The following is a 24,641-nucleotide window of genomic DNA, read 5'->3' on the forward strand; positions in this document are numbered from 1 at the left end:
GCCGAGCTGACTGACACCTGGGGTCACGCTGCTTACACTTACCGCGTGAGTGAGCGTTTCGTGGTGACCGGCGGCAACAGGTTGTCTGGGGAAGTTGCTGTCGGCGGCGCGAAGAACAGCGTGCTCAAACTGATGGCGGCCAGCCTGTTGGCCGAGGGCACGACGACGATCACCAACTGTCCGGACATCCTCGATGTTCCGTTGATGGCGGAGGTGTTGCGCGGGCTCGGTGCGACGGTCGAGCTGGACGGCGACGTCGTCCGCATCACGTCTCCCGATGAGCCGAAGTACGACGCCGACTTCGCGGCGGTAAGACAGTTCCGGGCTTCGGTGTGTGTGCTCGGCCCCCTCGTGGGCAGATGCAAGCGGGCCAAGGTCGCACTGCCCGGGGGCGACGCGATCGGCTCGCGACCCCTGGATATGCATCAGGCTGGCCTGCGACAACTCGGCGCGAAGTGCAATATCGAGCACGGGTGCGTGGTGGCCGAAGCCGATGAACTGCACGGCGCCGAGATCCAGCTGGAGTTTCCCTCGGTGGGTGCCACCGAGAACATCCTGATGGCCGCGGTTCTGGCCAAAGGGGTGACGACGATCCACAACGTGGCACGGGAGCCCGACGTGGTGGACCTGTGCAACATGCTCAACCAGATGGGGGCGCAGGTCGAGGGCGCGGGGTCGTCGACGCTGACGATCACCGGCGTCGACAAGCTGCATCCGACGGAGCACCGCGTGATCGGGGACCGCATCGTCGCGGCCACCTGGGGGATCGCTGCCGCGATGACCAGGGGAGACATCACCATCACCGGAGTGGACCCCGCGCACCTGCAGTTGGTGCTGCACAAGCTCCACGACGTGGGGGCAACCGTCACGCAGAGCGACGACGGCTTCCGGGTCGTGCAGTACGAGCGGCCCAAGGCGGTGAATGTCGCGACCCTGCCGTTCCCGGGTTTCCCGACCGATCTGCAACCGATGGCGATCGGGCTTGCGGCGATCTCGGATGGGACGTCGATGATCACCGAGAACGTCTTCGAGGCCAGGTTCCGGTTCGTCGAGGAGATGATCCGACTGGGTGCGGACGCCAGGACCGATGGTCACCATGCCGTGGTGCGGGGGATCCCGCAGTTGTCGAGTGCGCCCGTGTGGTCCTCGGACATCCGAGCCGGCGCCGGTTTGGTGCTCGCGGGCCTCGTCGCGGACGGCGACACCGAGGTGCACGACGTCTACCACATCGATCGCGGGTACCCGTTGTTCGTGGAGAACCTGGTCAGTCTCGGTGCCGAGATCGAGCGCGTAAGCTAGGTCTGTGCAACGGATTTCGCTTCAGACCGCCTCTGACCAGGCGATTTGACTTCGAAAGTCAATGCCCTCTAATGTTCTCCATGTCGCCGCGAGAGCGGAGACAGAGAAGCTTGACTCGCCGGATGAGATAGTTTAAGCTGGCAGGGTTGCCCTGAAACGGGCAAAATCAAGACGATCTGGTCTGTTGTTTGAGAACTCAATAGTGTGTTTGGTGGTTTTTGTTTGTTGTTTTTTGCCACATCTTGCACTCCCCGTGTGTGGGGTGTGGTGTTGTTTTTTTGATGCCAGTTTTTGGTGTCTTTTTGTTAGGTCAGATTTTCTCTGATTGTGAATTCACCTGTCTTTGGATGGGTTGTTTTTGTTTGGAGAGTTTGATCCTGGCTCAGGACGAACGCTGGCGGCGTGCTTAACACATGCAAGTCGAACGGAAAGGCCCCTTCGGGGGTACTCGAGTGGCGAACGGGTGAGTAACACGTGGGTGATCTGCCCTGCACTTTGGGATAAGCCTGGGAAACTGGGTCTAATACCGAATACACCCTTCTGATCGCATGGTCTGGGAGGGGAAAGCTTTTGCGGTGTGGGATGGGCCCGCGGCCTATCAGCTTGTTGGTGGGGTGATGGCCTACCAAGGCGACGACGGGTAGCCGGCCTGAGAGGGTGTCCGGCCACACTGGGACTGAGATACGGCCCAGACTCCTACGGGAGGCAGCAGTGGGGAATATTGCACAATGGGCGCAAGCCTGATGCAGCGACGCCGCGTGGGGGATGACGGCCTTCGGGTTGTAAACCTCTTTCAGCATCGACGAAGCGCAAGTGACGGTAGATGCAGAAGAAGCACCGGCCAACTACGTGCCAGCAGCCGCGGTAATACGTAGGGTGCGAGCGTTGTCCGGAATTACTGGGCGTAAAGAGCTCGTAGGTGGTTTGTCACGTTGTTCGTGAAAACTCACAGCTTAACTGTGGGCGTGCGGGCGATACGGGCAGACTAGAGTACTGCAGGGAGACTGGAATTCCTGGTGTAGCGGTGGAATGCGCAGATATCAGGAGGAACACCGGTGGCGAAGGCGGGTCTCTGGGCAGTAACTGACGCTGAGGAGCGAAAGCGTGGGGAGCGAACAGGATTAGATACCCTGGTAGTCCACGCCGTAAACGGTGGGTACTAGGTGTGGGTTTCCTTCCTTGGGATCCGTGCCGTAGCTAACGCATTAAGTACCCCGCCTGGGGAGTACGGCCGCAAGGCTAAAACTCAAAGGAATTGACGGGGGCCCGCACAAGCGGCGGAGCATGTGGATTAATTCGATGCAACGCGAAGAACCTTACCTGGGTTTGACATGCACAGGACGCTGGTAGAGATATCAGTTCCCTTGTGGCCTGTGTGCAGGTGGTGCATGGCTGTCGTCAGCTCGTGTCGTGAGATGTTGGGTTAAGTCCCGCAACGAGCGCAACCCTTGTCTCATGTTGCCAGCACGTAATGGTGGGGACTCGTGAGAGACTGCCGGGGTCAACTCGGAGGAAGGTGGGGATGACGTCAAGTCATCATGCCCCTTATGTCCAGGGCTTCACACATGCTACAATGGCCGGTACAAAGGGCTGCGATGCCGTGAGGTGGAGCGAATCCTTTCAAAGCCGGTCTCAGTTCGGATCGGGTCTGCAACTCGACCCCGTGAAGTCGGAGTCGCTAGTAATCGCAGATCAGCAACGCTGCGGTGAATACGTTCCCGGCCTTGTACACACCGCCCGTCACGTCATGAAAGTCGGTAACACCCGAAGCCAGTGGCCTAACCCCTTGTGGGAGGGAGCTGTCGAAGGTGGGATCGGCGATTGGGACGAAGTCGTAACAAGGTAGCCGTACCGGAAGGTGCGGCTGGATCACCTCCTTTCTAAGGAGCACCGATACCGAAATGGTTTCCCCCACCCCCACACCTGTGGGCTTGAGTGTGGTTGGGATATTTCAGCCGGGGGTCTGTAGTGGACGCTCGGTGGGTGCACGACAAACAGACTTGTCCAGTTCGGCGGGGAGCCGGCTGGTGCCACCAGACACACTGTTGGGTCCTGAGGCAACAGGCCCAGGGTCTGCCCGGAGCGCTCGTTGGAGTGCGATGGGGGATCGCCATCGACTTTGGTTGGTGGTTGCGTGTTGTCGCTCCATCTTGGTGGTGGAGTGTGGTGTTTGACTTGTGGATAGTGGTTGCGAGCATCAAGCCGCATGGATTTCTCGGTTCTCTTCGGAGCGCCGGGTGATCAGCCGCGGGTGAGCTGTTTGGTTCATCGTCGGTGTGTGGTTTGTTGTGGTGTAATTTTTTTCTGTATCTGGTTTTTTGTGTTGTAAGTGTTTAAGAGCGCATGGTGGATGCCTTGGCACTGGGAGCCGATGAAGGACGTTGGAGGCTGCGATAAGCCTCGGGGAGCTGTCAACCGAGCTTTGATCCGAGGATGTCCGAATGGGGAAACCCAGCACGAGTGATGTCGTGTTACCCGTCACTGAATACATAGGTGGCGGGGGGGAACGCGGGGAAGTGAAACATCTCAGTACCCGTAGGAAGAGAAAACAAAAGTGATTCCGTGAGTAGTGGCGAGCGAAAGCGGAGGATGGCTAAACCGCGTGCATGTGATACCCGGCGGGGGTTGTGTGTGCGGTGTTGTGGGGCGTTTCTTCTCAGGTCCGCCGACCTGGGCAGGAGTGAGAAACCGTTGTGTTAGTCGAAGTGGTCTGGGATGGCCTGTCGTAGAGGGTGAGAGCCCCGTAGACGAAAACTCAACGGCTCCTGTGGAATGTTCCCCGAGTAGCAGCGGGCCCGTGGAATCTGCTGTGAATCTGCCGGGACCACCCGGTAAGCCTGAATACTTCCCAGTGACCGATAGCGGACAGTACCGTGAGGGAATGGTGAAAAGTACCCCGGGAGGGGAGTGAAATAGTACCTGAAACCGTGCGCTTACAATCCGTCAGAGCCTTCGACTTGTTCGTGGGGTGATGGCGTGCCTTTTGAAGAATGAGCCTGCGAGTCAGGGACATGTCGCGAGGTTAACCCGTGAGGGGTAGCCGCAGCGAAAGCGAGTCTGAATAGGGCGTATCCCCGTGAGGGGTGTAGTGGCGTGTTCTGGACCCGAAGCGGAGTGATCTACCCATGGCCAGGGTGAAGCAGCAGTAAGATGTTGTGGAGGCCCGAACCCACTTAGGTTGAAGACTGAGGGATGAGTTGTGGGTAGGGGTGAAAGGCCAATCAAACTCCGTGATAGCTGGTTCTCCCCGAAATGCATTTAGGTGCAGCGTTGCGTGTTTCACACCGGAGGTAGAGCTACTGGATGGCCGATGGGCCCCACAGGGTTACTGACGTCAGCCAAACCCGAATGCCGGTGTGGCAGAGCGTGGCAGTGAGACGGCGGGGGATAAGCTCCGTGCGTCGAGAGGGAAACAGCCCAGATCGCCGGCTAAGGCCCCTAAGCGTGTGCTAAGTGGAAAAGGATGTGCAGTCGCAGAGACAACCAGGAGGTTGGCTTAGAAGCAGCCACCCTTGAAAGAGTGCGTAATAGCTCACTGGTCAAGTGATTGTGCGCCGATAATGTAGCGGGGCTCAAGCACACCGCCGAAGCCGCGGCAATCAGCGTTAGCTGGTTGGGTAGGGGAGCGTCCTGCATCCGGTGAAGCAGCCTAGTGATGGAGCTGTGGAGGGTGTGGGAGTGAGAATGCAGGCATGAGTAGCGATTAGGCAAGTGAGAACCTTGCCCGCCGAAAGACCAAGGGTTCCTGGGCCAGGCCAGTCCTCCCAGGGTGAGTCGGGACCTAAGGCGAGGCCGACAGGCGTAGTCGATGGACAACGGGTTGATATTCCCGTACCCGTGTATGAGCGCCCATGATGAATCATCGGTACTAACCACCCAAATGGTGGTCCACCAATCCCTTCGGGGTGCGGGGATCGCCGGCTGCGTGGGACCTTCGGTGGTAGTAGTCAAGCGATGGGGTGACGCAGGAAGGTAGCCGTACCAGTCAGTGGTAATACTGGGGTAAACCTGTAGGGAGAAACCTAGGCAAATCCGGGTTTCACATATCCTGAGAGGTGATGCATAGCCGTTGAGGCGAATTCGGTGATCCTATGCTGTCGAGAAAAACCTCTAGCGAGCACATTCACGGCCCGTACCCCAAACCAACACAGGTGGTCAGGTAGAGAATACTAAGGCGTACGAGTGAACTATGGTTAAGGAACTCGGCAAAATACCCCCGTAACTTCGGGAGAAGGGGGACCCACATGGCGTGACGGATCTTCGCGGTCCTGAGCGTGAGTGGGTGGCACAAACCAGTGAGAAGCGACTGTTTACTAAAAACACAGGTCCGTGCGAAGTCGCAAGACGATGTATACGGACTGACGCCTGCCCGGTGCTGGAAGGTTAAGAGGACCGGTTAACCCTTCGGGGTGAAGCTGAGAATTTAAGCCCCAGTAAACGGCGGTGGTAACTATAACCATCCTAAGGTAGCGAAATTCCTTGTCGGGTAAGTTCCGACCTGCACGAATGGCGTAACGACTTCTCAACTGTCTCAACCATAGACTCGGCGAAATTGCACTACGAGTAAAGATGCTCGTTACGCGCGGCAGGACGAAAAGACCCCGGGACCTTCACTACAGCTTGGTATTGGTGTTTGGTTCGGTTTGTGTAGGATAGGTGGGAGACTGTGAAGCTCAGACGCCAGTCTGGGTGGAGTCGTTGTTGAAATACCACTCTGATCGTATTGAACCTCTAACCTCGGACCGTATATCCGGTCCAGGGACAGTGCCTGGTGGGTAGTTTAACTGGGGCGGTTGCCTCCTAAAATGTAACGGAGGCGCCCAAAGGTTCCCTCAACCTGGACGGCAATCAGGTGTTGAGTGCAAGTGCACAAGGGAGCTTGACTGTGAGACTGACACGTCGAGCAGGGACGAAAGTCGGGACTAGTGATCCGGCACCCCGAGTGGAAGGGTGTCGCTCAACGGATAAAAGGTACCCGGGGATAACAGGCTGATCTTCCCCAAGAGTCCATATCGACGGGATGGTTTGGCACCTCGATGTCGGCTCGTCGCATCCTGGGGCTGGAGCAGGTCCCAAGGGTTGGGCTGTTCGCCCATTAAAGCGGCACGCGAGCTGGGTTTAGAACGTCGTGAGACAGTTCGGTCTCTATCCGCCGCGCGTCAGAAGCTTGAGGAAACCTGTCCCTAGTACGAGAGGACCGGGACGGACGAACCTCTGGTCCACCAGTTGTCCCACCAGGGGCACCGCTGGATAGCCACGTTCGGACAGGATAACCGCTGAAAGCATCTAAGCGGGAAACCTTCTCCAAGACCAGGCTTCTCACCCATTAAGTGGGATAAGGCCCCCCGCAGACCACGGGATTGATAGGCCAGACCTGGAAGCACAGCAATGTGTGCAGGGAACTGGCACTAACCGGCCGAAAACTTACAACAACCAACAACAAATCAGAAGTTGGCAGAAAGTAAGAGACGCACCGCCTCGCAACCACGAAACCACAGTGATCACATCACACTCCACCACCAAAAACACCCATCCATAAATGGAGTGAAACCTTGGGGACACCGCACCCAGTGCGACCCCCAGGGCCCCACAAAAAAATAGAGTTACGGCGGTCATAGCGACAGGGAAACGCCCGGTCCCATCCCGAACCCGGAAGCTAAGCCTGTCAGCGCCGATGATACTACCCAATCGGGTGGAAAAGTAGGACACCGCCGAACACACACATAGAAACACCCCCCACACCCGTGGGGGGCGTTTCTATTTCCAGACCCTTTTCAGTCGAACAATGTCGGACTGGCCGCACTCTTCTCCAGGTCCAGCAGTCTGGATTTCCGCTGCAGGCCGCCACCGAATCCGGTGAGACTGCCATTGGCGCCGATCACTCGATGGCACGGAACAATGACCGCTATCGGGTTATGGCCATTCGCCAGACCGACTGCCCGAAATGCTGTCGGCGTGCCGATCTGCTGAGCAATCTCGCCGTAAGAGCGGGTTTCTCCATAGGGAATTGTGCGCAGTGCATTCCACACTTTTCTCTGAAAAGCTGTGCCGGCCATTTCCAAATTCAGATCGAATTCCCGGAGTTCGCCCGCGAAGTACGCCTCCAACTGCTCGACGGCGTCGGGGAAGGCGCGGTCGTCGAGCTCCCAGTCGGCTCGATCGGGCTCATAGGTCTGGTCGACCATTCGCAGATTGGTCAGCACTGGACCGCTGCCGGCGAGGGTGAGCAGCCCGATGGGGCTGTCGATGATGCGATAGCGGGTCATGCTGCCTCCTGAGGTGGCCATTGATTGACGGGATGCTCGAGTGCGGTCCATAGATACTGCGTTGCGTAGGCCCGCCACGGTCGCCAGCGCCCGCTCAAGCTTTCCAGGCTTCGGACGTCGTCGGTCAGGCCCAAGTGCTTGGCGGCGACACGGACACCGAGATCTGCTGCGGGGAAGGCGTCGGGATCGCCGAGTGCCCTCATGGCGATGATCTCCGCGGTCCACGGGCCGATGCCCGGCAGGCTGAGCAGTTGACGCTTGGCCTGCTCCCAGTCGGAGCCAACATCCAGCGAAATGTCGTGGGTGTTCAAGGCCTCCACCAAGGCGAGCAGGGAACGCCGCCGGCTCGCGGGCATCGCCAGTCGGGAGGGGTCGATCTCGGCCAATTGGGCCGTCGACGGGAAGACGTGCGTGAGGCCGCCGCCGGGATCCTCGATTGCCGCCCCGTACTGCTGGACCAGCCTGGCAGCCAGCGTCCGTGCCGCCCTCGTGGACACCTGCTGTCCGAGGACGGCCCGGACGGCCATCTCGTTCTCGTCGGGAGTGCGTGGTACCCGCTGTCCGGGCGCCTTCTGGACCAGCGGACGCAGAGTCTCGTCGTCGGAAAGAGCGGCATCGACGGCTTCGGGGTCGGCGTCGAGGTCGAGCATCCGACGGCAGCGGGCGATCGCCACGGTCAGGTCGCGGAAGTCATCGAGCGTCAGGGTGCACTGGACGTGGCCGGGAGCCGGAGCGAGCGCCACGATCGCGTTGCCCAGCGGCAGCCGCAGCGAACGCCGAAAGACGCCGGACTTCACCTCCTCGACCCCCGGGACTGCCGTAGCCGCCAAGTGGCCGAAGACTCCCTCGAACCCGAAGGGCATGCGTGCCGGCAGGCGCAGGTGCAGTGATCCCGGTGGGGTCGTCCCCGTGCCTGTGCCGGGGGTCGACCGTCGCCGCAACTCCGTCGGCGTCACGTCGAACACCTCACGGACGGTGTCGTTGAACTGGCGGATGCTCGAAAACCCGGCCCCGAACGCGACGTCGCCGAACGGCAGCGTGGTGGTCTCGATCAGCACGCGTGCGGTCTGGGCCCTCTGCGCCCGCGCCAGGGCCAAGGGGCCAGCGCCCACCTCGGCGTTGAGCAGCCGTTCGAGCTGACGTGTGGTGTAGCCGAGCTGGCTCGCGAGGCCGGTCACGCCCATGCGGTCGACGGTTCCGTCGGCGATGAGACGCATGGCCCGGGCCACCACGTCCCCGCGGATGTTCCATTCCGGCGAACCGGGGGAGGCATCTGGGCGGCAGCGTTTGCACGATCGGAAGCCGGCCCGCTGGGCGGCCGCCGAACTGGCGTAGAAGGCGACGTTGCGGGGCAGCGGGGTCCGCGCGGGGCAACTGGGCCGGCAGTAGATGCCGGTGCTGAGCACGGCGATGACGAACCATCCGTCGAAGCGCGCGTCCTTGGACTGGACGGCGCGGTAACACCGGTCGAAGTCGTCGTGCATAACTGCCACTCTTGCACGCTGTCCGCGGCGCCACTGGCGGGAATCCGACATGGCGCTTTCGCTGGGCGATAGCCGCGGACATGACATTCGGCGCGCGAGGAATGTCGAGCTGCGTCCTTAAGGGGCGATGTTCCTCGCCTCGATTGTCGAGTGCAGTGCGGTCACAACCTCCTCGGTCGAGACCACGCCGTGGGCCAGAAAGGCATAGTTCACCAGGGCGGCCGCGTAGCCGTCACCCCACACCGGGTGCCGTGGGCCTGCAATGGCGTCGCGGACCACGTAGACCTCGAAGCCCTGTTCGAGGAGATCGCGCAGGTGCGATTCCACGCACATGTTCGCGAGCATCCCGCCCAACAGAACTGTGTTGATCCGCCGCTTGCGCAGCTGAAGAACCAGGTCGTTGGTCTGTGAGCCGAACACCTTGTGCGGGCTGACGACGACCGTGTCGGGCGCATTGATGTAGGGCTTGAACTCGTCGAGCCAGTCGGCCCCCGAGCCGGGCAGGCCGTCGAGGTTCAGCGGCCCAGGCCGGTCGAAGGTGCCGGTGCGCAGTTCGTCAGCCTCAAGGGGACCGTTGAAAAACCAACCGTGGTCGGTGGGATAGAAGTAATGCGGCGAGATGAACATCCCGAACGACGCGGCCCGCGCCGCCTCGAAGATGGCGAGCATGTGCGCGACGGTGTCGTTCTCGGTGACGCTGGCTCCGGTCGCCGCCCAGTTGCGGCCGGTGGGGCTCAGCACGTCGTTCTGTGGATCGATGAACACCACGGCGGTGTCATCCCGGTTCCAGGTCATCGGATCTCCCCATTCATCGAGGGCGGGGTGCCGCCATGTTGTCCCTACGATGATGTCGCCGATGGCGGCTGGTGTCTTCGGTGCTCGCCCCCGTCGCGGGCTGGCGCTGGCGCCACCGCTGGCTACCTGCTGGCCGGTAGGTGCGGTGCGTGACCCCATGAGACCTGTCGCTAGGTGTTGGGCAGAACCGCCACTTTGCCTGCGGGGGAGGGGAGCCAGGCGGCGGATGCCCCAGCCCAAGGCGCTGACGACGCCGCCGCTGTCGCGCTTGACCGCGGCGGACGAGGCGTCGAGCTGGCTGTGTGGTTCGAAGCTGAGACACCCCCAATAGACTTCTCCTGTGGCCGAACTCGTGCAGCGCTACCTCGATGAGATTCTGGCCGAGCATCGCGACAGCACCGAGGGCCGGTTGGCCGACTACATCCCCGAACTGGCGACGGTCGATCCGTCGGGCTTCGCGGTCTCGCTTCAGCTGACCGACGGTTTCGTCTATGAATCTGGCGACACCGCAACAGAATTCACCATCCAGTCGATCTCCAAGCCGTTCACCTACGCTCTCGCGCTTGAGCGCGCCGGATTTGACGCGGTCGATGCCCGGATTGGTGTGGAACCGACGGGCGAGGCATTCAACGAGATCAGCGTGGACCACCGGACTAAGGCGCCCAAGAACGCCATGATCAATGCCGGCGCGATCGCTGCGGCCTCCTTGATGCCCGGATCGACCCCGCAGGCGCGGTTCGAGTGCATCCTCGACTTCTACTCGGCGTGTGCGGGTCGCACCCTCGAAGTGGACGAGGACGTGTACCGCTCCGAAAAGGCCACCGGCAGTCGTAACCGCGCCATCGCGTACATGCTGCAGAGTTTCGGCATGCTCGACGGCGACCCGGACGAGGCGCTCGACGTCTACACCAGACAGTGCGCGATCAGGGTCACGAGCACCGACCTGGCCCGGATGGCCTCGACCCTGGCACGCGGCGGGAGGAACCCGCAGAGCGGTCAGCGCGTGCTCTCCGGAGCGGTGGTGCAGCGCACGCTCGCTGTCATGATGACGTGCGGGATGTACGACGCCACCGGAAACTGGGTGAGCAGCGTGGGTATGCCGGCCAAGAGCGGGGTCGGCGGCGGACTGCTGACGGTGCTGCCGGGCCAGCTTGGAATCGGTGTGTACTCGCCGCGTTTGGACGACACGGGCAACAGCGTCCGAGGGGCCAAGGTTTGCCGCAGTCTGTCGGCGCGGCTCGGACTGCACTTCCTCTCGGTCAGCCGTGAGTCCCGGTCGATCATCCGCGCCACCCGGGATGTGGCCGCCGGTGTCCGGGTCTACGAACTGCACGGCGACCTGTTGTTCACCGGCGCCGAGCAGGCGCTGCGCACCGTCGAGGAGGACAGCGCCGACATCGAGGTCGTGATCCTGGAGGTGTCAGGGGTCGACGACTCCAACGACGTCGCGCGCAGCATGCTCGCCGGCATGCGGGAATCGCTGCGGCGGGCCGGCAAAGAAGGCTGTCTGGTGGACCCCGACCGGACAGTGTTGACGGCCGGGAGTGCTTCGGATGCGGTGGTGTACTCGACAGTGGAAGAGGCGCTGGCCGCCGTGCTCGATCGCAGGGGGCGTTAGGCCGGTCGCGCCAGCAGGGTCGGTTGGCTGTGCCCACGAAGCGTCACGGTGTCACCGAACTGCCAGTGCATGCTCTCGCCCTCGGTGGCACCGCGAACCGTGTTCGAGGACGCGAGGATGTGCCCGGGCGCCGTCTTGGCAAGTTCACACAACCGGGCGGCCTCGTTCACCGGTTCACCGATGACGGTGTACTCGAACCGTTCATGAGCGCCCACATTTCCGGCCACTACGGTGCCCGCCGCGATCCCAATGCCCGCCTCGATCTCCGGCACCTCCACTCGAAGCCGGGCCGCGATGGTCCGGGCCGCTGACAGCGCCGCGTCCTCTGGGCACACCAGGTCGTTGGGAGCGCCGAAGACCGCGAGGCACCCGTCGCCCTCGAACTTGTTCAGCAGCCCCTCGTGGTCGTTGACCTCGTCGACCACCACCGTGAAGAAGCGGTTCAACAGCGTCACGACCTCCCACGCCGCCCGACTCGTGACGAGCTTGGTCGAGCCGATGATGTCGACGAAGATGACTGCGGCATGGCGCTCTTCACCGCCGAAGTTGACGTCGCCGGATTCGGCCGCCGCGGCGACGTCGCGGCCGACATGCCTGCCGAACAGGTCACGGACCCGCTCGCGTTCCCGCAGGCCCGCGACCATGGTGTTGAATCCGCGCTGAAGCTGGCCCAACTCGGTGCCGTCAAAGACGACGAGATTGGTGTCCAGGTCGCCCTCTTCGACGCGCTTGAGCGCCGCCCGCACCACGCGGACGGGCGTCGCGGTGATCCAGGCCGCCACCCACATCAGTACGAACCCGAAGATCAGGGTGACCGTGGCGGAGATGAGCACCGCGACCGCGAACTGCGTCTGAGTGAGGTTGCGCAGCAGCATCACGAACAGCGCGATCAGGCCGATGCCGATGATGGGGACGCCGGCACCGACCATCCACACGGTCATGATCCGGCCAAGGATTCCAGGGGCGAAGCGTCGGGGTGGGTCGCCGGCCTCGAGGGCCTGCGCGGCCACCGGTCGCAGGGCGAACTCGGTGAACAGATAGGCGAACGTCGCGACCATGACGCCGCAGATCCCCACGGCGAACAGGAAGCGGGGCACGAACAGGCCGTCGTAGATGCCGTAGAGCACCGCAAGAAGCACCGTGCCGACGCCCCACAGGGCCAGATGGGCGACGGCGATCCGCCAGGGCGCCATGAACGTGAGGCGCTGGTCCTCCACCGTGGGTGTGCGTTCCTCAATCGCCCACCGCAGCGAGTTGACGGTGCGGTGGGTGATCCACAGGGTGCCGACCGCCAGGCCGAGCGTGACATACGCCGGGCCGACACCGTAGGTGAGCCAGGGCGGGGCGTCGTCGAACACGCTGGGCTCGGGGAAGGCCACCGTCACCAGCAGCAGTGACACCGCCATTCCCACCACGTTGGTGGTCAGGATGAAGACCGTGAGTATCGCCTGGATACGGATGCGGCGCTTCTGGGGACCCTCGGTGACGCGGCCGAGCAGCCAGGACCCGTACTCCGAGGTCTCGGGTAACCGGCCGCTCGTCTGTGTGACGCGCTCGAGGAGTCGTCCCAGGCGCTGGGCCAGCGTCGCGTTGGCTTTCATTGGTTTTTCAGAGTAACCCGACTGCACCGCCGCGCCTCCGAAGCCGACGCACCCCTTAAGGTTGTCGGGTGCGTCTCGTGATCGCCCAGTGCACCGTGGACTACGTCGGTCGGCTGACCGCTCACCTCCCGTCGGCGCGCAGGCTCCTGTTGGTCAAGGCGGACGGTTCGGTGAGCATCCACGCCGATGATCGTGCCTACAAGCCGCTGAACTGGATGAGTCCGCCGTGCTGGACCACGGAGAACACCGAGGGCCCGACGCCCGTGTGGGTGGTCGAGAACAAGGCCGGCGAGCAGTTGCGGATCACGCTCGAGGACGTCGAGCACGATTCGGTCCACGAGTTGGGGGTGGACCCCGGTCTGGTCAAGGACGGTGTGGAGGCGCACCTGCAGGTGCTGCTGGCCGAGCACGTCGAACTGCTGGGTGTGGGCTACACGCTGGTGCGCCGGGAGTACATGACCGCCATCGGGCCGGTGGATCTGCTGTGCCGAGACGAGCAGGGACGCTCGGTGGCCGTCGAGGTCAAGCGTCGGGGCGAGATCGACGGCGTCGAGCAGTTGACCCGCTATCTGGACCTTCTGAACCGCGACAGCCTCATCGCTCCGGTCAGCGGCATCTTCGCCGCCCAGCAGATCAAGCCGCAGGCTCGAACCTTGGCGACTGACCGTGGAATCCGTTGTGTGACACTGGATTACGATCAGATGCGCGGACTGGACAGCGACGAGTACCGGCTGTTCTGATGGCCCGCAGACGCGCCAACAAGTGGCAGCTGCCGCATCGGCCACTCGGGATGGAACCCGATCGGAGCCGGGTGGAAGTGGGCGCCGACGGGTACGACTACGAAGTTCGGCCGATCGCCGGGGCGCGCGCCACCAAGACCTATCGCTGCCCGGGATGTGATCATGAAATCCGTTCCGGCACCGCGCATGTGGTGGTGTGGCCGGCCGGACTGGGGGAGTCCGCGGTCGACGACCGCAGGCACTGGCACACGCCGTGCTGGAGTAATCGGGCGAACCGGGGCCCTACGCGCACCTGGTCCTGAGGGGAATCAGTGCGGCGTGAATCGGCCGGGGCCGAAAGGGGACACAGGCCGAAAAGGCCCCGAAAGACTCAGTGCGCGTCGGCGGACGGCTCGACGAGTTCGATCAGCACGCCGCCGGCGTCCTTGGGATGGATGAAGTTGATGCGCGAGTTCGCGGTGCCGCGGCGGGGGGCTTCATAGAGCAGGCGCACACCCTGCTCGCGCAGGCGCTCCGACAGCGCGTCGATGTCGCTGGTCCGGTAGGCCAACTGCTGCAGGCCCGGGCCGCGGGTGTCGATGAACTTCGCGATGGTCGACTTCTCGTTCAGGGGTGCCAGCAGCTGGATCTGGGCGCTGCCGAGGGCAGCACCACGCACGCTCAGCATGGCCTCGACCACGCCCTGCTCCTCGTTGACCTCTTCATGCAGCACGATCATGCCCAGGTGGTCGTGATACCACTTCTTGGCGGCCTCGAGGTCAGGTACTGCGATGCCGACGTGATCGATCGCCGTCACCAGCGCGCTGGCGAGGGCGGGACGGGCATCAACCTGGTCGGCGGTCATAACGCAAAGGTAACCTAATGACGACAATTACGCCTATGCCCCAGGTCACAGTGATCTGAGAGCCCCCTGTCTTGGAGGAAGTCATGACGACGTCAGTGATCGTTGCTGGAGCCCGTACGCCGATCGGCAAGCTTTCGGGTTCGCTGAAGGACTTCTCCGGTTCGGACCTGGGTGCGATCGCGATCAAGGGCGCCCTGGAGAAGGCCGGGGTGGAGCCTTCGCAGGTGCAGTACGTGATCATGGGCCAGGTCTTGACGGCGGGCGCTGGCCAGATGCCGGCGCGGCAGTCGGCCGTCGGCGCGGGGATTCCGTGGGATGTGCCAGCCCTGTCGATCAACAAGATGTGCCTCTCGGGAATCGACGCCATCGCCCTGGCCGATCAGCTGATCCGCGCCGGTGAGTTCGACGTCGTGGTCGCCGGCGGCCAGGAGTCGATGACCAAGGCGCCGCACCTGCTCCTGGATTCGCGCAACGGGTACAAGTACGGCGACGTGGTGGTCAAGGACCACCTGGCCTACGACGGCCTGCACGACGTCTTCACCGACCAGCCGATGGGTGCGCTCACCGAGCAGCGCAACGACGTCGACAAGTTCACCCGGGCCGAGCAGGACGAGTACGCCGCGGTCAGCCACCAGAAGGCCGCCGCGGCCTGGAAGGATGGCGTGTTCGCCGACGAGGTCGTGCCGGTCGTCATCCCGCAGCGCAAGGGTGACCCGATCGAGTTCACCGAGGACGAGGGCATCCGGGCCAACACCACAGCCGAGTCGCTGTCCGGCCTCAAGGCCGCATTCCGCAAGGACGGCACCATCACCGCGGGTTCGGCGTCGCAGATCTCCGACGGCGCCTGCGCGGTGGTCGTGATGAGCAAGGAGAAGGCCACCGAGCTGGGTCTGGACTGGCTGTGTGAGATTGGCGCCCACGGCGTCGTCGCGGGCCCGGACTCCACCCTGCAGTCGCAGCCCGCGAACGCGATCAAGAAGGCCATTGCGCGCGAGGGCATCACGGTCGACCAACTCGACGTCATTGAGATCAACGAGGCGTTCGCCGCGGTCTCCCTGGCCTCGACCAAGGAACTGGGTGTCGACCCGGCCAAGGTCAACGTCAACGGTGGCGCGATCGCGGTCGGTCACCCGATCGGCATGTCGGGCGCCCGCATCACGCTGCACGTGGCCCTCGAACTCAAGCGGCGCGGTTCCGGCTACGGCGTGGCCGCTCTGTGCGGTGCGGGCGGCCAGGGCGATGCGCTTGTCCTGCGCGCCGGCTGACAACTACGGCCGGTAGTAGCCAGTCGTCGATTTCGGCACAATGGTTGCTGTGGAAAATGCGACGACAAGCTCCTTCGACATCCGAAGCACCGCGGGCCGCTTCCGGCTGGTCGCCTTGGCTGAGGCGATCAGCTGGATAGGCCTGCTGGTCGGGATGTACTTCAAGCACCTGTCCTCGGCCGGCAACGAGATCGGCGTGAAGATCTTCGGACCCGCGCACGGAGCGGTCTTCGTGGCCTTCCTCGGTGTGGCCCTGTTGGCTGGTATCGCGTTCAAGTGGAACCTCTGGACGTGGCTGATGGCGTTGCTGGGCAGCATTGTCCCTCTGGGAAGCGTGATCTTCGTCATATGGGCTGATCGGACCGCCAAGCTGGGCGTACCGCGTCCGACCGCGGCCGGACAACCGTTGGCAGCAAGGACAGGCGGGCCGGTTCCCGAGTCGACATGACAGACTTGTCTACGTGACACGACCGCGTTCTTCAGGTCCTGCTGGTCTTGCGATGGCCGCCTCCATGGCCGGTGCCGTCGATCTGTCCGGCCTCAAGCGGCCACCGGCCCCCGCCGGCGGCGCCCCCGAAGGTGCCGCGGCGCCGCCCGGGGTGGTTGAGGTCACCGAGGCCAACTTCGAGGCCGAGGTGCTCGTCCGCTCGGGTCAGGTCCCCGTCGTGGCGGTGATGTGGTCGCCCCGCAGCGACTCGTCGGTGCAACTCATCGAGGTGCTTGCCGCGCTTGCCGAGCAGGACAACGGCACATGGGCGTTGGCCACGGTCAACGTCGACACGACTCCGCGGGTGGCGCAGGCGTTCGGCGTCCAGGCGATCCCCACCGTGGTCGCGCTGGCTGCCGGGCAGCCGCTGGCCAACTTCCAGGGCATGCAACCGCCGGAGCAGTTGCGCCGGTGGGTCGATTCACTGCTCGATGCCACCGCGGGCAAGCTGTCCGGTGCATCCGGCGACGACAAGGCCGAACGGGTCGACCCCGCTCTCGAGCAGGCGCGGGCTCACCTCGAGTCCGGTGACTTCGACGCCGCGAAGGCGGCCTACGAGGCGATCCTGGCGGGTGATCCCGGCCATGAGGAGGCCAAGGGCGCGGTGCGGCAGATCGGCTTCCTCTCGCGTGCCACCGCACACCCCGCCGATGCCGTCGCCGTGGCCGACGCGGACCCCAGCGACATCGACGCGGCCTTCGCGGCCGCCGACGTGCAACTGCTCAACCAGGACGTCGCAGCCGGTTTCGACCGCCTGATCGCTCTGGTCAAGAAGACCGCCGGTGACGACCGCGCCCGGGTGCGCACGCGGCTCATCGAACTGTTCGACCTGTTCGACCCCGCTGACCCCGACGTGGTCGCGGGGCGGCGGAATCTGGCCAACGCCCTCTACTGAGACGCGGTGAAGGCCAGGTGGGTCAACGCGGAGTTCATGAAGTCGCGGAAGTACAACCATCGACCTTCCCGCAACGTGATGATGTGCGCGAACTCTGATTCCCAAACCTGGCCGGTCTCGACTCGGCGAAAACGTTGCCGACCCCACGCCGCCAGATCATCGCCCTGTGCGATGAACTTCCAGGCCTGCATCTCCACGATCTCTATCGCTTCGCCGACGGCGGTGAAGAACGCCACGGCCTGGTCGATGCCGCGATAGTCCCCGGCATAAGGGATCGCATCGGTCCCGTAGTAGGTGATGCGGATCTGCGGGTCAAGCAGACTCAACGCCGCGTCGAGATCACCAGCCGGCACCGCGGCGTAGATCGCCTGGGTTGTGGCGATGTTGAGGTCTTCGACGGTGGTGCTCACGGGATCATCCGCAACGGCAGGCGAACGTAGGCGTGAGTCAGCAGGCTGGCGGTCTGCTTATCGCCGGGATCGTCGGTGAGTTCGACCGTGGCGTACCGGTCCAGAATCGCGTTGAGCACCGCCGTCACCTCGAGGCGCGCCAATGGCGCCCCCAGACAGAAGTGCACGCCGTGGCCCAGCGAGAGTTGCTGACGGCTGTTCGCCCGATCGAGGTCGAACCGGTCTGGATCGGGGAAAACCGCAGCATCGCGATTGGCTGCGCCGAAGAACAGGGCCACCCAGTCGCCACGCCGGATGGTGACCCCGTCCATCTCGACATCGCGGGTGGCGATGCGGAACAACCGCTGCGGCGGACCGTCGAGGCGCATTGTTTCATCGATGAACGCGGGCAGTAGCGAGCGGTCGGCCCGGATGCGTTGTGTCGCTGCCGGTTCAGAAGCCACCTTGTGCAACAGATTGCCGATCAGATACGTGGTCGTCTCGGTGCCGGCCACCACCAGCGTCACGCAGAACCGCACGATCTCCTCGGGGGTCAGGCGCTGACCGTCGACCTCCGCGCGCAACAACGCCGAGATCAGATCCTCGGCGTCGTCGACATCACCGGTGGGAGCGCACTCCGCCAACTGCGCCGTGTGCTGCACGAGCCGATGGGTGAAGGCCTCGACCATCTCCTGGTTGCTGGCCATCCGCTGCTCCGGTGTGAGCTCCGACGACAGCATGAAAGCGTTGGCCCATCGCTTGAACCGCACGTGGTCGCCCTCGGGTAGGCCGAGGAGTCGCACCATCGCCCGCGCGGGGACCTCCGCGGCGAAATGCATGACATCGACGATGTCGCCGCGCGCTTCGCGGTCCACTTCGGCGAGTAACTCCGGAACCAATGCGGCCAGCCAACCCTCGAGGCGTTTCACCCGCCGCGGTGAGAAGGCCTGGCCGATCAGCTTCCGCTCGGCGGTGTGGTGCGGCGGGTCGGTGTTGACCAGCATCAGGCTCGGCGCTGTGGAGGCTTCCTGAATGGGGTCGCGGGACGAGAACGTCTCGTTGTCGCGCGCGGCGGCGAAGACCTGGTCGTACCGGAACAGGGCCCACGCGGTGACCGGGTCATCGGCACCGGGCACCGTGCCTGGCGGCCAGTCCCGATAGCCGGGGACGGGCGAACTGGCGCGCAACTGGTCGTAGAGCGGATACGGGTTCGAGACCCCCGCGGGAGATGTCAGCATTTCCAGGGCGGAGCTGGTGGTTGATGGCATGGGGACCAGCCTGTCGGCGGTCAGAGCGCGGGTCGATCCCCCCTCGGAGCGCACTTGGTCTCCCGTCCGGGTGGATTCGGCTCCCGCTCGGAGATTCCGATGAGACGATCGAACGGCGATGACCACCTTCGATCAACTGCCGGATATCCCGGGCCCGACGGCGCTCAGCGGCGGCGGCCACCCCGGCTGGAACTCCCGGGCGCCGCGACCGACCCCCGCGCAGCGCCGCTATCTCGAGGCCTGCGAGCTGGGCGCCGTCGAAGCCGGTGATGATCCGCGACGCGCCGTCGCGGAGGCCGTGGACGCCCACAGCGCAACGGTGCGCGGCGTGCTTGAGGAGCTTGGGGATCTGCATTCCCTGGCTGCGTTGGAGGCGGTGTTGGACCTGTCGCTGTTGGAGCGTGAACTCCTTGAGGACGATGCTCGGCGGCGCACCGTAGCCCTGCTGCGCGTGCAGGAGGCGCTGAGCAAGCTGCGTGCCGTCGGTGCCGTCGATGCCATCGTGGACCGCGCGCCGCGCGAACTGGTCCAGTCCTGCGGCTTCGATCGAGCGGTGTTGTTTCGTGTGCACGAGGGCCGAATGGTCATGGAGGCGGCCTATTTCGGTGAGGACGAGATGGGTGCCGAGAAGATGGTTGCGTTCGCCCAGTCGGTTGCGCCCCCGCTCGATCACATGCTGCTCGAAACCGAGATGATCCGCCGGCGCGCACCCGCCATCGTGCGAGATGCCCGCAATGATCCACGGGTCAACCGGCCCATTGTGGACTTCTCGCTCACGCGTTCCTACGTGGCCGCGCCGGTGATGCCGACCGGGCAGGTGATCGGTTTTCTGCACGCGGACCGGTTGTACTCCGGGCAGACCGTCGACGAGATCGACCGAGACATCGTGTGGGCCTTCGCCGAGGGATTCGGCTATGCGTTCGAACGCACGGTGCTGCTGGAGAGGATGCGGCGTCAACAGGCCGAGGTGCGCCGAGCGCTGGCTTCGGCGGAAGCGGCGGCCAAGGCGCTCCAGGATGCTGACCTGGACCTGCGCAAGGTGGAGCCGGTGGAGCAGAGCCCTGCGGCCCGGCTACTGGCCGAACCCCAGTCGCGGATCCACACCGTGCTGACCAGGCGCGAGGTCGAGGTTCTGCGGCTGATGGCCGCCGGTCGAACGAATCAGCAGATCGCGGTCGAGCTCGTCATCTCGACCGGAACGGTCAAATCCCACGTCAAGCGCGTCCTGCGGAAACTGCAGGCCACTAATCGCGCCGAGGCGGCATCCACCTACGTGCGGATGGCCAGCCAGCCCGAGTCCTGGTGGCCCGGGGGCAGCTGAGCGGCTACTCGGGGGCCAGCCAGATGGCCGAGGTCGGCGGCAGCACCAGCGCGGCCGACGCGGGGCGGCCATGCCAGGGATCGGCAGTGGCCTCGACCCCGCCGAGGTTGCCAGCGCCCGCACCGTCGTACGTCGTCGCATCGGTGTTGAGCACCTCGCGCCAGCGGCCCGTGTGCGGCAACCCGACGCGGTAGCTGCTGTGCTCGTTTCCGGCGAAGTTGAACACGCACGCCAACACCGAACCGTCGCTGCCGAAGCGCAGGAAGCTCAGCACGTTGTTGCCGGAGTCGTTGGCGTCGATCCAGGAGTAGCCCTCGGGCTTGGTGTCCTGGCTCCACAGCGCGGGCGTCTGCACGTAGATCTCGTTGAGGTCGCGCACCATCCGCTGGATCCCTGACGAGAAGCTGTGCTCGTCGAGTTGGAACCAGTCCAACCCGCGTTCCTCGGACCACTCGGCGCGCTGCCCGAACTCCTGGCCCATGAACAGAAGCTGCTTGCCGGGGTGGGCCCACTGGTAGGCCAGCAGGCTGCGCAACCCCGCGGCCTTGATGTGGTCGTTGCCGGGCATCCGGCCCCAAAGCGTGCCCTTGCCGTGCACCACCTCGTCGTGGCTGATGGGCAGCACGTAGTTCTCGCTGAACGCGTAGAGCATCGAGAACGTCATCTCGTGGTGGTGGTAGCTGCGGTGGATCGGGTCACGCTTCATGTAGTCGAGCGTGTCGTTCATCCAGCCCATGTTCCATTTCATGGAGAACCCGAGGCCGCCGAGGCTGGTAGGTCGCGTGACGCCGGGCCAGGAGGTGGACTCCTCGGCGATGGTGACGATGCCAGGGGCGGTGCGGTGCACCGTGGCGTTCATCTCCTGCAGGAACTGAACCGCCTCGAGGTTCTCGCGGCCCCCGTAGATGTTGGGCGTCCAGCCGCCCTCGGGGCGCGAGTAGTCGAGGTAGAGCATCGAGGCCACGGCGTCGACCCGCAGGCCGTCGATGTGGTACTCCTGCAGCCAGTACAAAGCGTTGGCGACCAGGAAGTTTCGCACCTCCGGGCGGCCGAAGTCGAAGACGTAGGTGCCCCAGTCGAGTTGTTCGCCGCGCCGCGGGTCGGCGTGCTCGTAGAGCGGGGTGCCGTCGAAGCGGCCCAGTGCCCAGGCGTCCTTCGGGAAGTGCGCGGGCACCCAGTCGACGATGACGCCGATGCCGGCTTCGTGCAGTCTGTCCACCAGGTGCCGGAACTCGTCGGGACTGCCGAACCGCGAACTGGGCGCGTAGTACGACGTGACCTGATAACCCCAGGACCCGCCGAAGGGGTGCTCGGCGACGGGGAGCATCTCGACGTGCGTGAAGCCTTGCGCCACCACGTATTCGGTCAGCTGGTCGGCCAGTTCGCGATATGACAGGCCGGGCCGCCAGGAGCCCAGATGCACCTCGTAGGTGCTCATGGGCTCGAACACCGGGTTCCGCTGTGTCCGCTGTTGCATCCAGTCGTCGTCGGACCACACGTACTCGCTGGCGAACACACGTGACGCGGTCTGGGGCGGCACCTCGGTGGCGAACGCTACGGGGTCGGCACGATCGACCACATTGCCGTCGGCACCGTGCACGCGGAACTTGTAGAGCCCGTCTTGGGGGAAGTCCGGCCAGAACAGTTCCCACACGCCGGTGGACCCCAGCACACGCATCGGCGCGTCGGTACCGCTCCAGTGGTTGAAGTCTCCGATCAGGCTGACGCCCTGGGCATTCGGAGCCCACACGGCGAAGGAGACACCCTCGACCACGCCATCGGCGGTGGTGAACGACCTGGGATGGGCGCCGAGCACCTCCCACAGGCGCTCGTGGCGGCCCTCGGCGAACAGGTGCAGGTCCACCTCGCCCAGCGTGGGCAGGAAGCGGTAGGCGTCCGCGCTCGTCAGGCCGTACTCACCACCGTCCTCTGTCGGGTAACCGACCTCCAGCCGGTAGTCGATCAGATCCGTGAAGGGCAGCGCCACCGCGAACAATCCGGAATCGATGTGCTGCAACGGGTGTCGCTCGCCGCCGATGAGAGCGGTGACCTTCGCCGCGTGCGGACGGTACGCGCGGATCACCGTGTGGCCGCCATACTCGTGCGCCCCGAGGACCGAATGCGGATCGTGGTGTGTGCCTGCGACCAGGCGGTGCAGATCGGATGGGTCTGGGGCGAGGTGCTTGCTGATGATCTCAGTGCCAGTCATCGGACGACTCCTCTCATTCCCGGCGAAGCAGCGGACCGCGAGCGTCGGCCGGGATCAGTGGCATATTCACGATGTGTGCCACCGCGCGGGCCGGATCGATGCGAATGTAGTTCGCCTGGCCCCATTGGTATTCCTCTCCGGTGATCTCGTCGCGCACCCAGAACCGGTCGTAGTCGTGCTTGCCCAGTGCCGCCATGTCCAGCCAGAGCGTGGCCTCCTCGGTGCCGAACGGGTTGAGCGTCACCACCACCAGCACGCAGTCGCCGGTGATCGGATCGAACTTGCTGTAGGCCAGCAGAGCGTCGTTGTCGAGGTGATGGAACTTGATGGTGCGCATGTCCTGCAGAGCGGGATGCAGGCGACGAATCTCATTGAGGCGTGTGATGAACGGTTCCAGCGACTCGCCACGCACCAGGGCGCCCTCGAAATCCCGCGGTCGCAGTTCGTACTTCTCGGAGTCCAGGTACTCCTCGCTGCCTTCCCGAACGGACTGATGCTCAAACAACTCGAACCCGGAGTAGACACCCCACAGCGGGCTCAGCGTCGACGCGAGCACGGCTCGGATGGCGAACATCCCCGGCCCGCCGTGCTGCAGGCTCTCGTGCAGGATGTCGGGAGTATTCACAAACAGGTTGGGGCGAGCCTCATCGGCATGCGCGGCGATCTCCTGGCCGAACTCGGCGATCTCCCACTTCGCCGTGCGCCACGTGAAGTAGCTGTACGACTGCGTGAAGCCGAGACGGGCCAGGCCGTAGAGGCGGGCCGGGCGGGTGAACGCCTCGGACAGGAACAGCACGTCGGGATCGACGCGTTTGACCTCGGCGATCAGCCAGGCCCAGAAGTTGGGCGGCTTGGTGTGGGGGTTGTCGACGCGAAACACCTTGACGCCGTGTGAGATCCAGTGCTTGACCACGCGCAGCACCTCGTAGTACAGGCCCGCGGGATCATTGTCAAAGTTCAGCGGGTAGATGTCCTGGTACTTCTTGGGCGGGTTCTCGGCATAGGCGATGGTGCCGTCGGGCAGTTCGGTGAACCACTGCCGGTGGTCCTTGGCCCACGGATGGTCGGGCGCGCACTGCAGGGCCAGATCCAGCGCCACCTCCATACCGAGATCCTTTGTGGCCGAAACGAAGTCGTCGAAATCTTCGATGGTGCCCAAATCCGGGTGGACGGCGTCATGGCCGCCCTCGACGCTGCCGATCGCCCATGGTGAGCCGACATCCCCGGGGGCTGCGGTGACGGTGTTGTTGCGGCCCTTGCGATGCACCCGCCCGATGGGGTGGATGGGCGGCAGGTACACCACGTCGAAGCCCATCTTGGCGATCCGCGCCAATGCCTTGGTGGCCGTGGTGAAGGTGCCGTGCTGCGGTTCGCCCTCGGCGTTCCAGCCGCCGGTGGAGCGCGGGAACATCTCGTACCACGACGCGAACCGGGCCGCGGGACGGTCGACCCAGATCCCGAACGGCTCGCCGCGGGTCACCAACTCTCGCAGGGGGTGCTGCGCCAGAAGCGCGGTCACATCGTCGGACAGCGCGCGGGCGGCGCGATCGGTCGGATCGCCCGGCTCACGCAGTGCCGCGGCCGCCTCGATCAGCGGATAACGGTTCTGCCGCGGCACGCCGCCCGCGGCGCGTTCCAGCAGTTGGGCGCCGACGAGCAGGTCGTTGGACAGTTCGGTCTCGCCCTGACCCGCCTCGAGCTTGGCGACGACGGCATGGCGCCACGTCGTGATCGGGTCGCCCCAGCCGTCGACTCGGAACGTCCAGAGTCCGACGGCGTCGGGCACGAACTGACCGTGGAAGACATCAGGGGTGTGGCCCGGGCCCATCGGCAGCTGCACGGGCTTGCGACGCGCAGGCGCTGCCGCAGCGGCGGGCCCGGCCGGCGGCACGGCATCGGGCGGCGCGGCGGGGCCCGTGACCAGCTTGGGGTAGGTGGGGCCGTGGTACCGCAACACCAGCGTCGCCGCCACGGCGTCGTGGCCTTCGCGCCACACAGTGGCGCTGATGGGGATGACCTCACCCACGACCGCCTTGGCAGGAAACCTGCCACCGGATACTGCGGGGGCGACATCGTCGATCTCGATGCGACCGGGCACTCGAGCGCTCCTTTTAGTTTCGGCGTTCTGCTGGTCGTGTCCTGTTGGTGATAGCCACTTCT

Annotated in this window: 17 protein-coding genes and 3 rRNA genes; 11 read left to right on the forward strand and 9 right to left on the reverse strand. The window is 64.3% G+C overall.

Annotation, left to right across the window (positions count from 1 at the left end):
- Nucleotides 1-45: 45 nt before the first annotated feature.
- The 4 genes from murA (at nucleotide 46) to rrf (ending at nucleotide 7,016) form a co-directional block, all read left to right on the forward strand.
- Nucleotides 46-1,299 carry a UDP-N-acetylglucosamine 1-carboxyvinyltransferase gene (gene murA / locus G6N34_RS05165; protein ID WP_085156803.1) on the forward strand — a complete coding sequence of 418 codons (1,254 nt, stop codon included), beginning with the start codon at nucleotides 46-48 and terminating at the stop codon, nucleotides 1,297-1,299.
- A gap of 359 nt (nucleotides 1,300-1,658) precedes the next feature.
- Nucleotides 1,659-3,179, forward strand: a 16S ribosomal RNA gene (locus G6N34_RS05170).
- A gap of 443 nt (nucleotides 3,180-3,622) precedes the next feature.
- Nucleotides 3,623-6,731 (forward strand): 23S ribosomal RNA (locus G6N34_RS05175).
- A 172-nt stretch (nucleotides 6,732-6,903) separates the two neighbouring features.
- Nucleotides 6,904-7,016 (forward strand): 5S ribosomal RNA (rrf, locus tag G6N34_RS05180).
- Together the 16S, 23S and 5S rRNA genes form the textbook arrangement of a ribosomal RNA operon.
- A gap of 57 nt (nucleotides 7,017-7,073) precedes the next feature.
- On the opposite strand, the gene G6N34_RS05185 is transcribed toward rrf, so the two are convergent.
- The 3 genes from G6N34_RS05185 to G6N34_RS05195 all read right to left on the reverse strand — a co-directional run bounded on the left by G6N34_RS05185 (nucleotide 7,074) and on the right by G6N34_RS05195 (nucleotide 9,844).
- The gene (locus G6N34_RS05185) at nucleotides 7,074-7,565 is read right to left on the reverse strand and encodes a methylated-DNA--[protein]-cysteine S-methyltransferase (protein ID WP_085154527.1); all 492 of its coding nucleotides are present in this window, start codon (nucleotides 7,563-7,565) and stop codon (nucleotides 7,074-7,076) included.
- On the reverse strand, nucleotides 7,562-9,049 hold the full coding sequence (locus G6N34_RS05190) for a DNA-3-methyladenine glycosylase 2 family protein (RefSeq protein WP_085154529.1): 1,488 nt from the start codon (nucleotides 9,047-9,049) through the stop codon (nucleotides 7,562-7,564). The genes G6N34_RS05185 and G6N34_RS05190 overlap by 4 nt, the downstream gene beginning before the upstream one ends.
- A gap of 117 nt (nucleotides 9,050-9,166) precedes the next feature.
- On the reverse strand, nucleotides 9,167-9,844 hold the full coding sequence (locus tag G6N34_RS05195; protein WP_085154531.1) for a cysteine hydrolase family protein: 678 nt from the start codon (nucleotides 9,842-9,844) through the stop codon (nucleotides 9,167-9,169).
- A gap of 340 nt (nucleotides 9,845-10,184) precedes the next feature.
- Between G6N34_RS05195 and glsA the strand changes: the two genes are divergently transcribed.
- Nucleotides 10,185-11,462 carry a glutaminase A gene (gene glsA, locus G6N34_RS05200; protein WP_085154533.1) on the forward strand — a complete coding sequence of 426 codons (1,278 nt, stop codon included), beginning with the start codon at nucleotides 10,185-10,187 and terminating at the stop codon, nucleotides 11,460-11,462.
- Here glsA and G6N34_RS05205 read toward each other — a convergent pair.
- Nucleotides 11,459-13,063, reverse strand: a complete 1,605-nt coding sequence (locus G6N34_RS05205; protein WP_085154535.1) for an adenylate/guanylate cyclase domain-containing protein — start codon at nucleotides 13,061-13,063, stop codon at nucleotides 11,459-11,461. The two genes, glsA and G6N34_RS05205, sit on opposite strands and share 4 nt — an antisense overlap.
- Before the next feature lie 68 nt (nucleotides 13,064-13,131).
- On the opposite strand from G6N34_RS05205, the gene nucS reads away from it, so the two are divergent.
- Entirely contained in the window at nucleotides 13,132-13,803 is a 672-nt protein-coding gene (nucS, locus tag G6N34_RS05210) for an endonuclease NucS (protein WP_085154537.1), read from the forward strand.
- Complete coding sequence (locus G6N34_RS05215; protein WP_085154539.1) at nucleotides 13,803-14,105, forward strand: Rv1322 family protein; 303 nt, start codon at nucleotides 13,803-13,805, stop codon at nucleotides 14,103-14,105. The genes nucS and G6N34_RS05215 overlap by 1 nt, the downstream gene beginning before the upstream one ends.
- Nucleotides 14,106-14,173: 68 nt before the next feature.
- Here the strand turns inward: G6N34_RS05215 and mce are convergent, their stop codons facing one another.
- Nucleotides 14,174-14,647 carry a methylmalonyl-CoA epimerase gene (gene mce, locus G6N34_RS05220; protein WP_085154541.1) on the reverse strand — a complete coding sequence of 158 codons (474 nt, stop codon included), beginning with the start codon at nucleotides 14,645-14,647 and terminating at the stop codon, nucleotides 14,174-14,176.
- An 83-nt stretch (nucleotides 14,648-14,730) separates the two neighbouring features.
- On the opposite strand from mce, the gene G6N34_RS05225 reads away from it, so the two are divergent.
- Genes G6N34_RS05225 through G6N34_RS05235 form a run of 3 tightly spaced genes read left to right on the forward strand, consistent with a single transcriptional unit; the run spans nucleotide 14,731 to nucleotide 17,294 of the window.
- Nucleotides 14,731-15,912 (forward strand): acetyl-CoA C-acetyltransferase, encoded by a 1,182-nt coding sequence (locus G6N34_RS05225; protein ID WP_085154543.1) that lies wholly within the window; start codon nucleotides 14,731-14,733, stop codon nucleotides 15,910-15,912.
- Nucleotides 15,913-15,961: 49 nt separating this feature from the next.
- Nucleotides 15,962-16,360 (forward strand): DUF3817 domain-containing protein, encoded by a 399-nt coding sequence (locus tag G6N34_RS05230; RefSeq protein ID WP_234813025.1) that lies wholly within the window; start codon nucleotides 15,962-15,964, stop codon nucleotides 16,358-16,360.
- Between the two features lie 13 nt (nucleotides 16,361-16,373).
- Nucleotides 16,374-17,294, forward strand: a complete 921-nt coding sequence (locus G6N34_RS05235) for a tetratricopeptide repeat protein (RefSeq protein ID WP_179965725.1) — start codon at nucleotides 16,374-16,376, stop codon at nucleotides 17,292-17,294.
- Here G6N34_RS05235 and G6N34_RS05240 read toward each other — a convergent pair.
- Nucleotides 17,288-17,704 carry a nuclear transport factor 2 family protein gene (locus G6N34_RS05240; protein ID WP_085154547.1) on the reverse strand — a complete coding sequence of 139 codons (417 nt, stop codon included), beginning with the start codon at nucleotides 17,702-17,704 and terminating at the stop codon, nucleotides 17,288-17,290. The two genes, G6N34_RS05235 and G6N34_RS05240, sit on opposite strands and share 7 nt — an antisense overlap.
- Nucleotides 17,701-18,951: a cytochrome P450 gene (locus G6N34_RS05245; protein ID WP_085154549.1), complete on the reverse strand. Its 1,251-nt coding sequence runs from the start codon at nucleotides 18,949-18,951 to the stop codon at nucleotides 17,701-17,703. Before G6N34_RS05245 ends, G6N34_RS05240 begins: the two co-directional genes overlap by 4 nt.
- A 118-nt stretch (nucleotides 18,952-19,069) precedes the next feature.
- Between G6N34_RS05245 and G6N34_RS05250 the strand changes: the two genes are divergently transcribed.
- A complete protein-coding gene (locus G6N34_RS05250) occupies nucleotides 19,070-20,272 on the forward strand; it encodes a LuxR C-terminal-related transcriptional regulator (protein WP_085154551.1) in 1,203 nt (400 codons plus the stop codon).
- A 4-nt stretch (nucleotides 20,273-20,276) separates the two neighbouring features.
- On the opposite strand, the gene glgB is transcribed toward G6N34_RS05250, so the two are convergent.
- Both glgB and G6N34_RS05260 read right to left on the reverse strand, forming a co-directional pair.
- A complete protein-coding gene (glgB, locus tag G6N34_RS05255; RefSeq protein ID WP_085154553.1) occupies nucleotides 20,277-22,481 on the reverse strand; it encodes a 1,4-alpha-glucan branching protein GlgB in 2,205 nt (734 codons plus the stop codon).
- Between the two features lie 13 nt (nucleotides 22,482-22,494).
- Nucleotides 22,495-24,579: an alpha-1,4-glucan--maltose-1-phosphate maltosyltransferase gene (locus G6N34_RS05260; protein ID WP_085154555.1), complete on the reverse strand. Its 2,085-nt coding sequence runs from the start codon at nucleotides 24,577-24,579 to the stop codon at nucleotides 22,495-22,497.
- Nucleotides 24,580-24,641 lie beyond the last annotated feature (62 nt).

Source organism: Mycolicibacterium confluentis (assembly GCF_010729895.1).
GTDB classification, from domain to species: Bacteria; Actinomycetota; Actinomycetes; order Mycobacteriales; family Mycobacteriaceae; genus Mycobacterium; species Mycobacterium confluentis.

Bases quoted from the DNA above. Each gene is read 5' to 3' on its own strand.
- mce (WP_085154541.1), bottom strand. From the start codon at position 14,647: ATGACCGCCGACCAGGTTGATGCCCGTCCCGCCCTCGCCAGCGCGCTG.
- G6N34_RS05215 (WP_085154539.1), top strand. From the start codon at position 13,803: ATGGCCCGCAGACGCGCCAACAAGTGGCAGCTGCCGCATCGGCCACTC.
- G6N34_RS05225 (WP_085154543.1), top strand. From the start codon at position 14,731: ATGACGACGTCAGTGATCGTTGCTGGAGCCCGTACGCCGATCGGCAAG.
- G6N34_RS05245 (WP_085154549.1), bottom strand. From the start codon at position 18,951: ATGCCATCAACCACCAGCTCCGCCCTGGAAATGCTGACATCTCCCGCG.
- glgB (WP_085154553.1), bottom strand. From the start codon at position 22,481: ATGACTGGCACTGAGATCATCAGCAAGCACCTCGCCCCAGACCCATCC.
- G6N34_RS05205 (WP_085154535.1), bottom strand. From the start codon at position 13,063: ATGAAAGCCAACGCGACGCTGGCCCAGCGCCTGGGACGACTCCTCGAG.
- G6N34_RS05250 (WP_085154551.1), top strand. From the start codon at position 19,070: ATGACCACCTTCGATCAACTGCCGGATATCCCGGGCCCGACGGCGCTC.
- G6N34_RS05185 (WP_085154527.1), bottom strand. From the start codon at position 7,565: ATGACCCGCTATCGCATCATCGACAGCCCCATCGGGCTGCTCACCCTC.
- G6N34_RS05190 (WP_085154529.1), bottom strand. From the start codon at position 9,049: ATGCACGACGACTTCGACCGGTGTTACCGCGCCGTCCAGTCCAAGGAC.
- G6N34_RS05195 (WP_085154531.1), bottom strand. From the start codon at position 9,844: ATGACCTGGAACCGGGATGACACCGCCGTGGTGTTCATCGATCCACAG.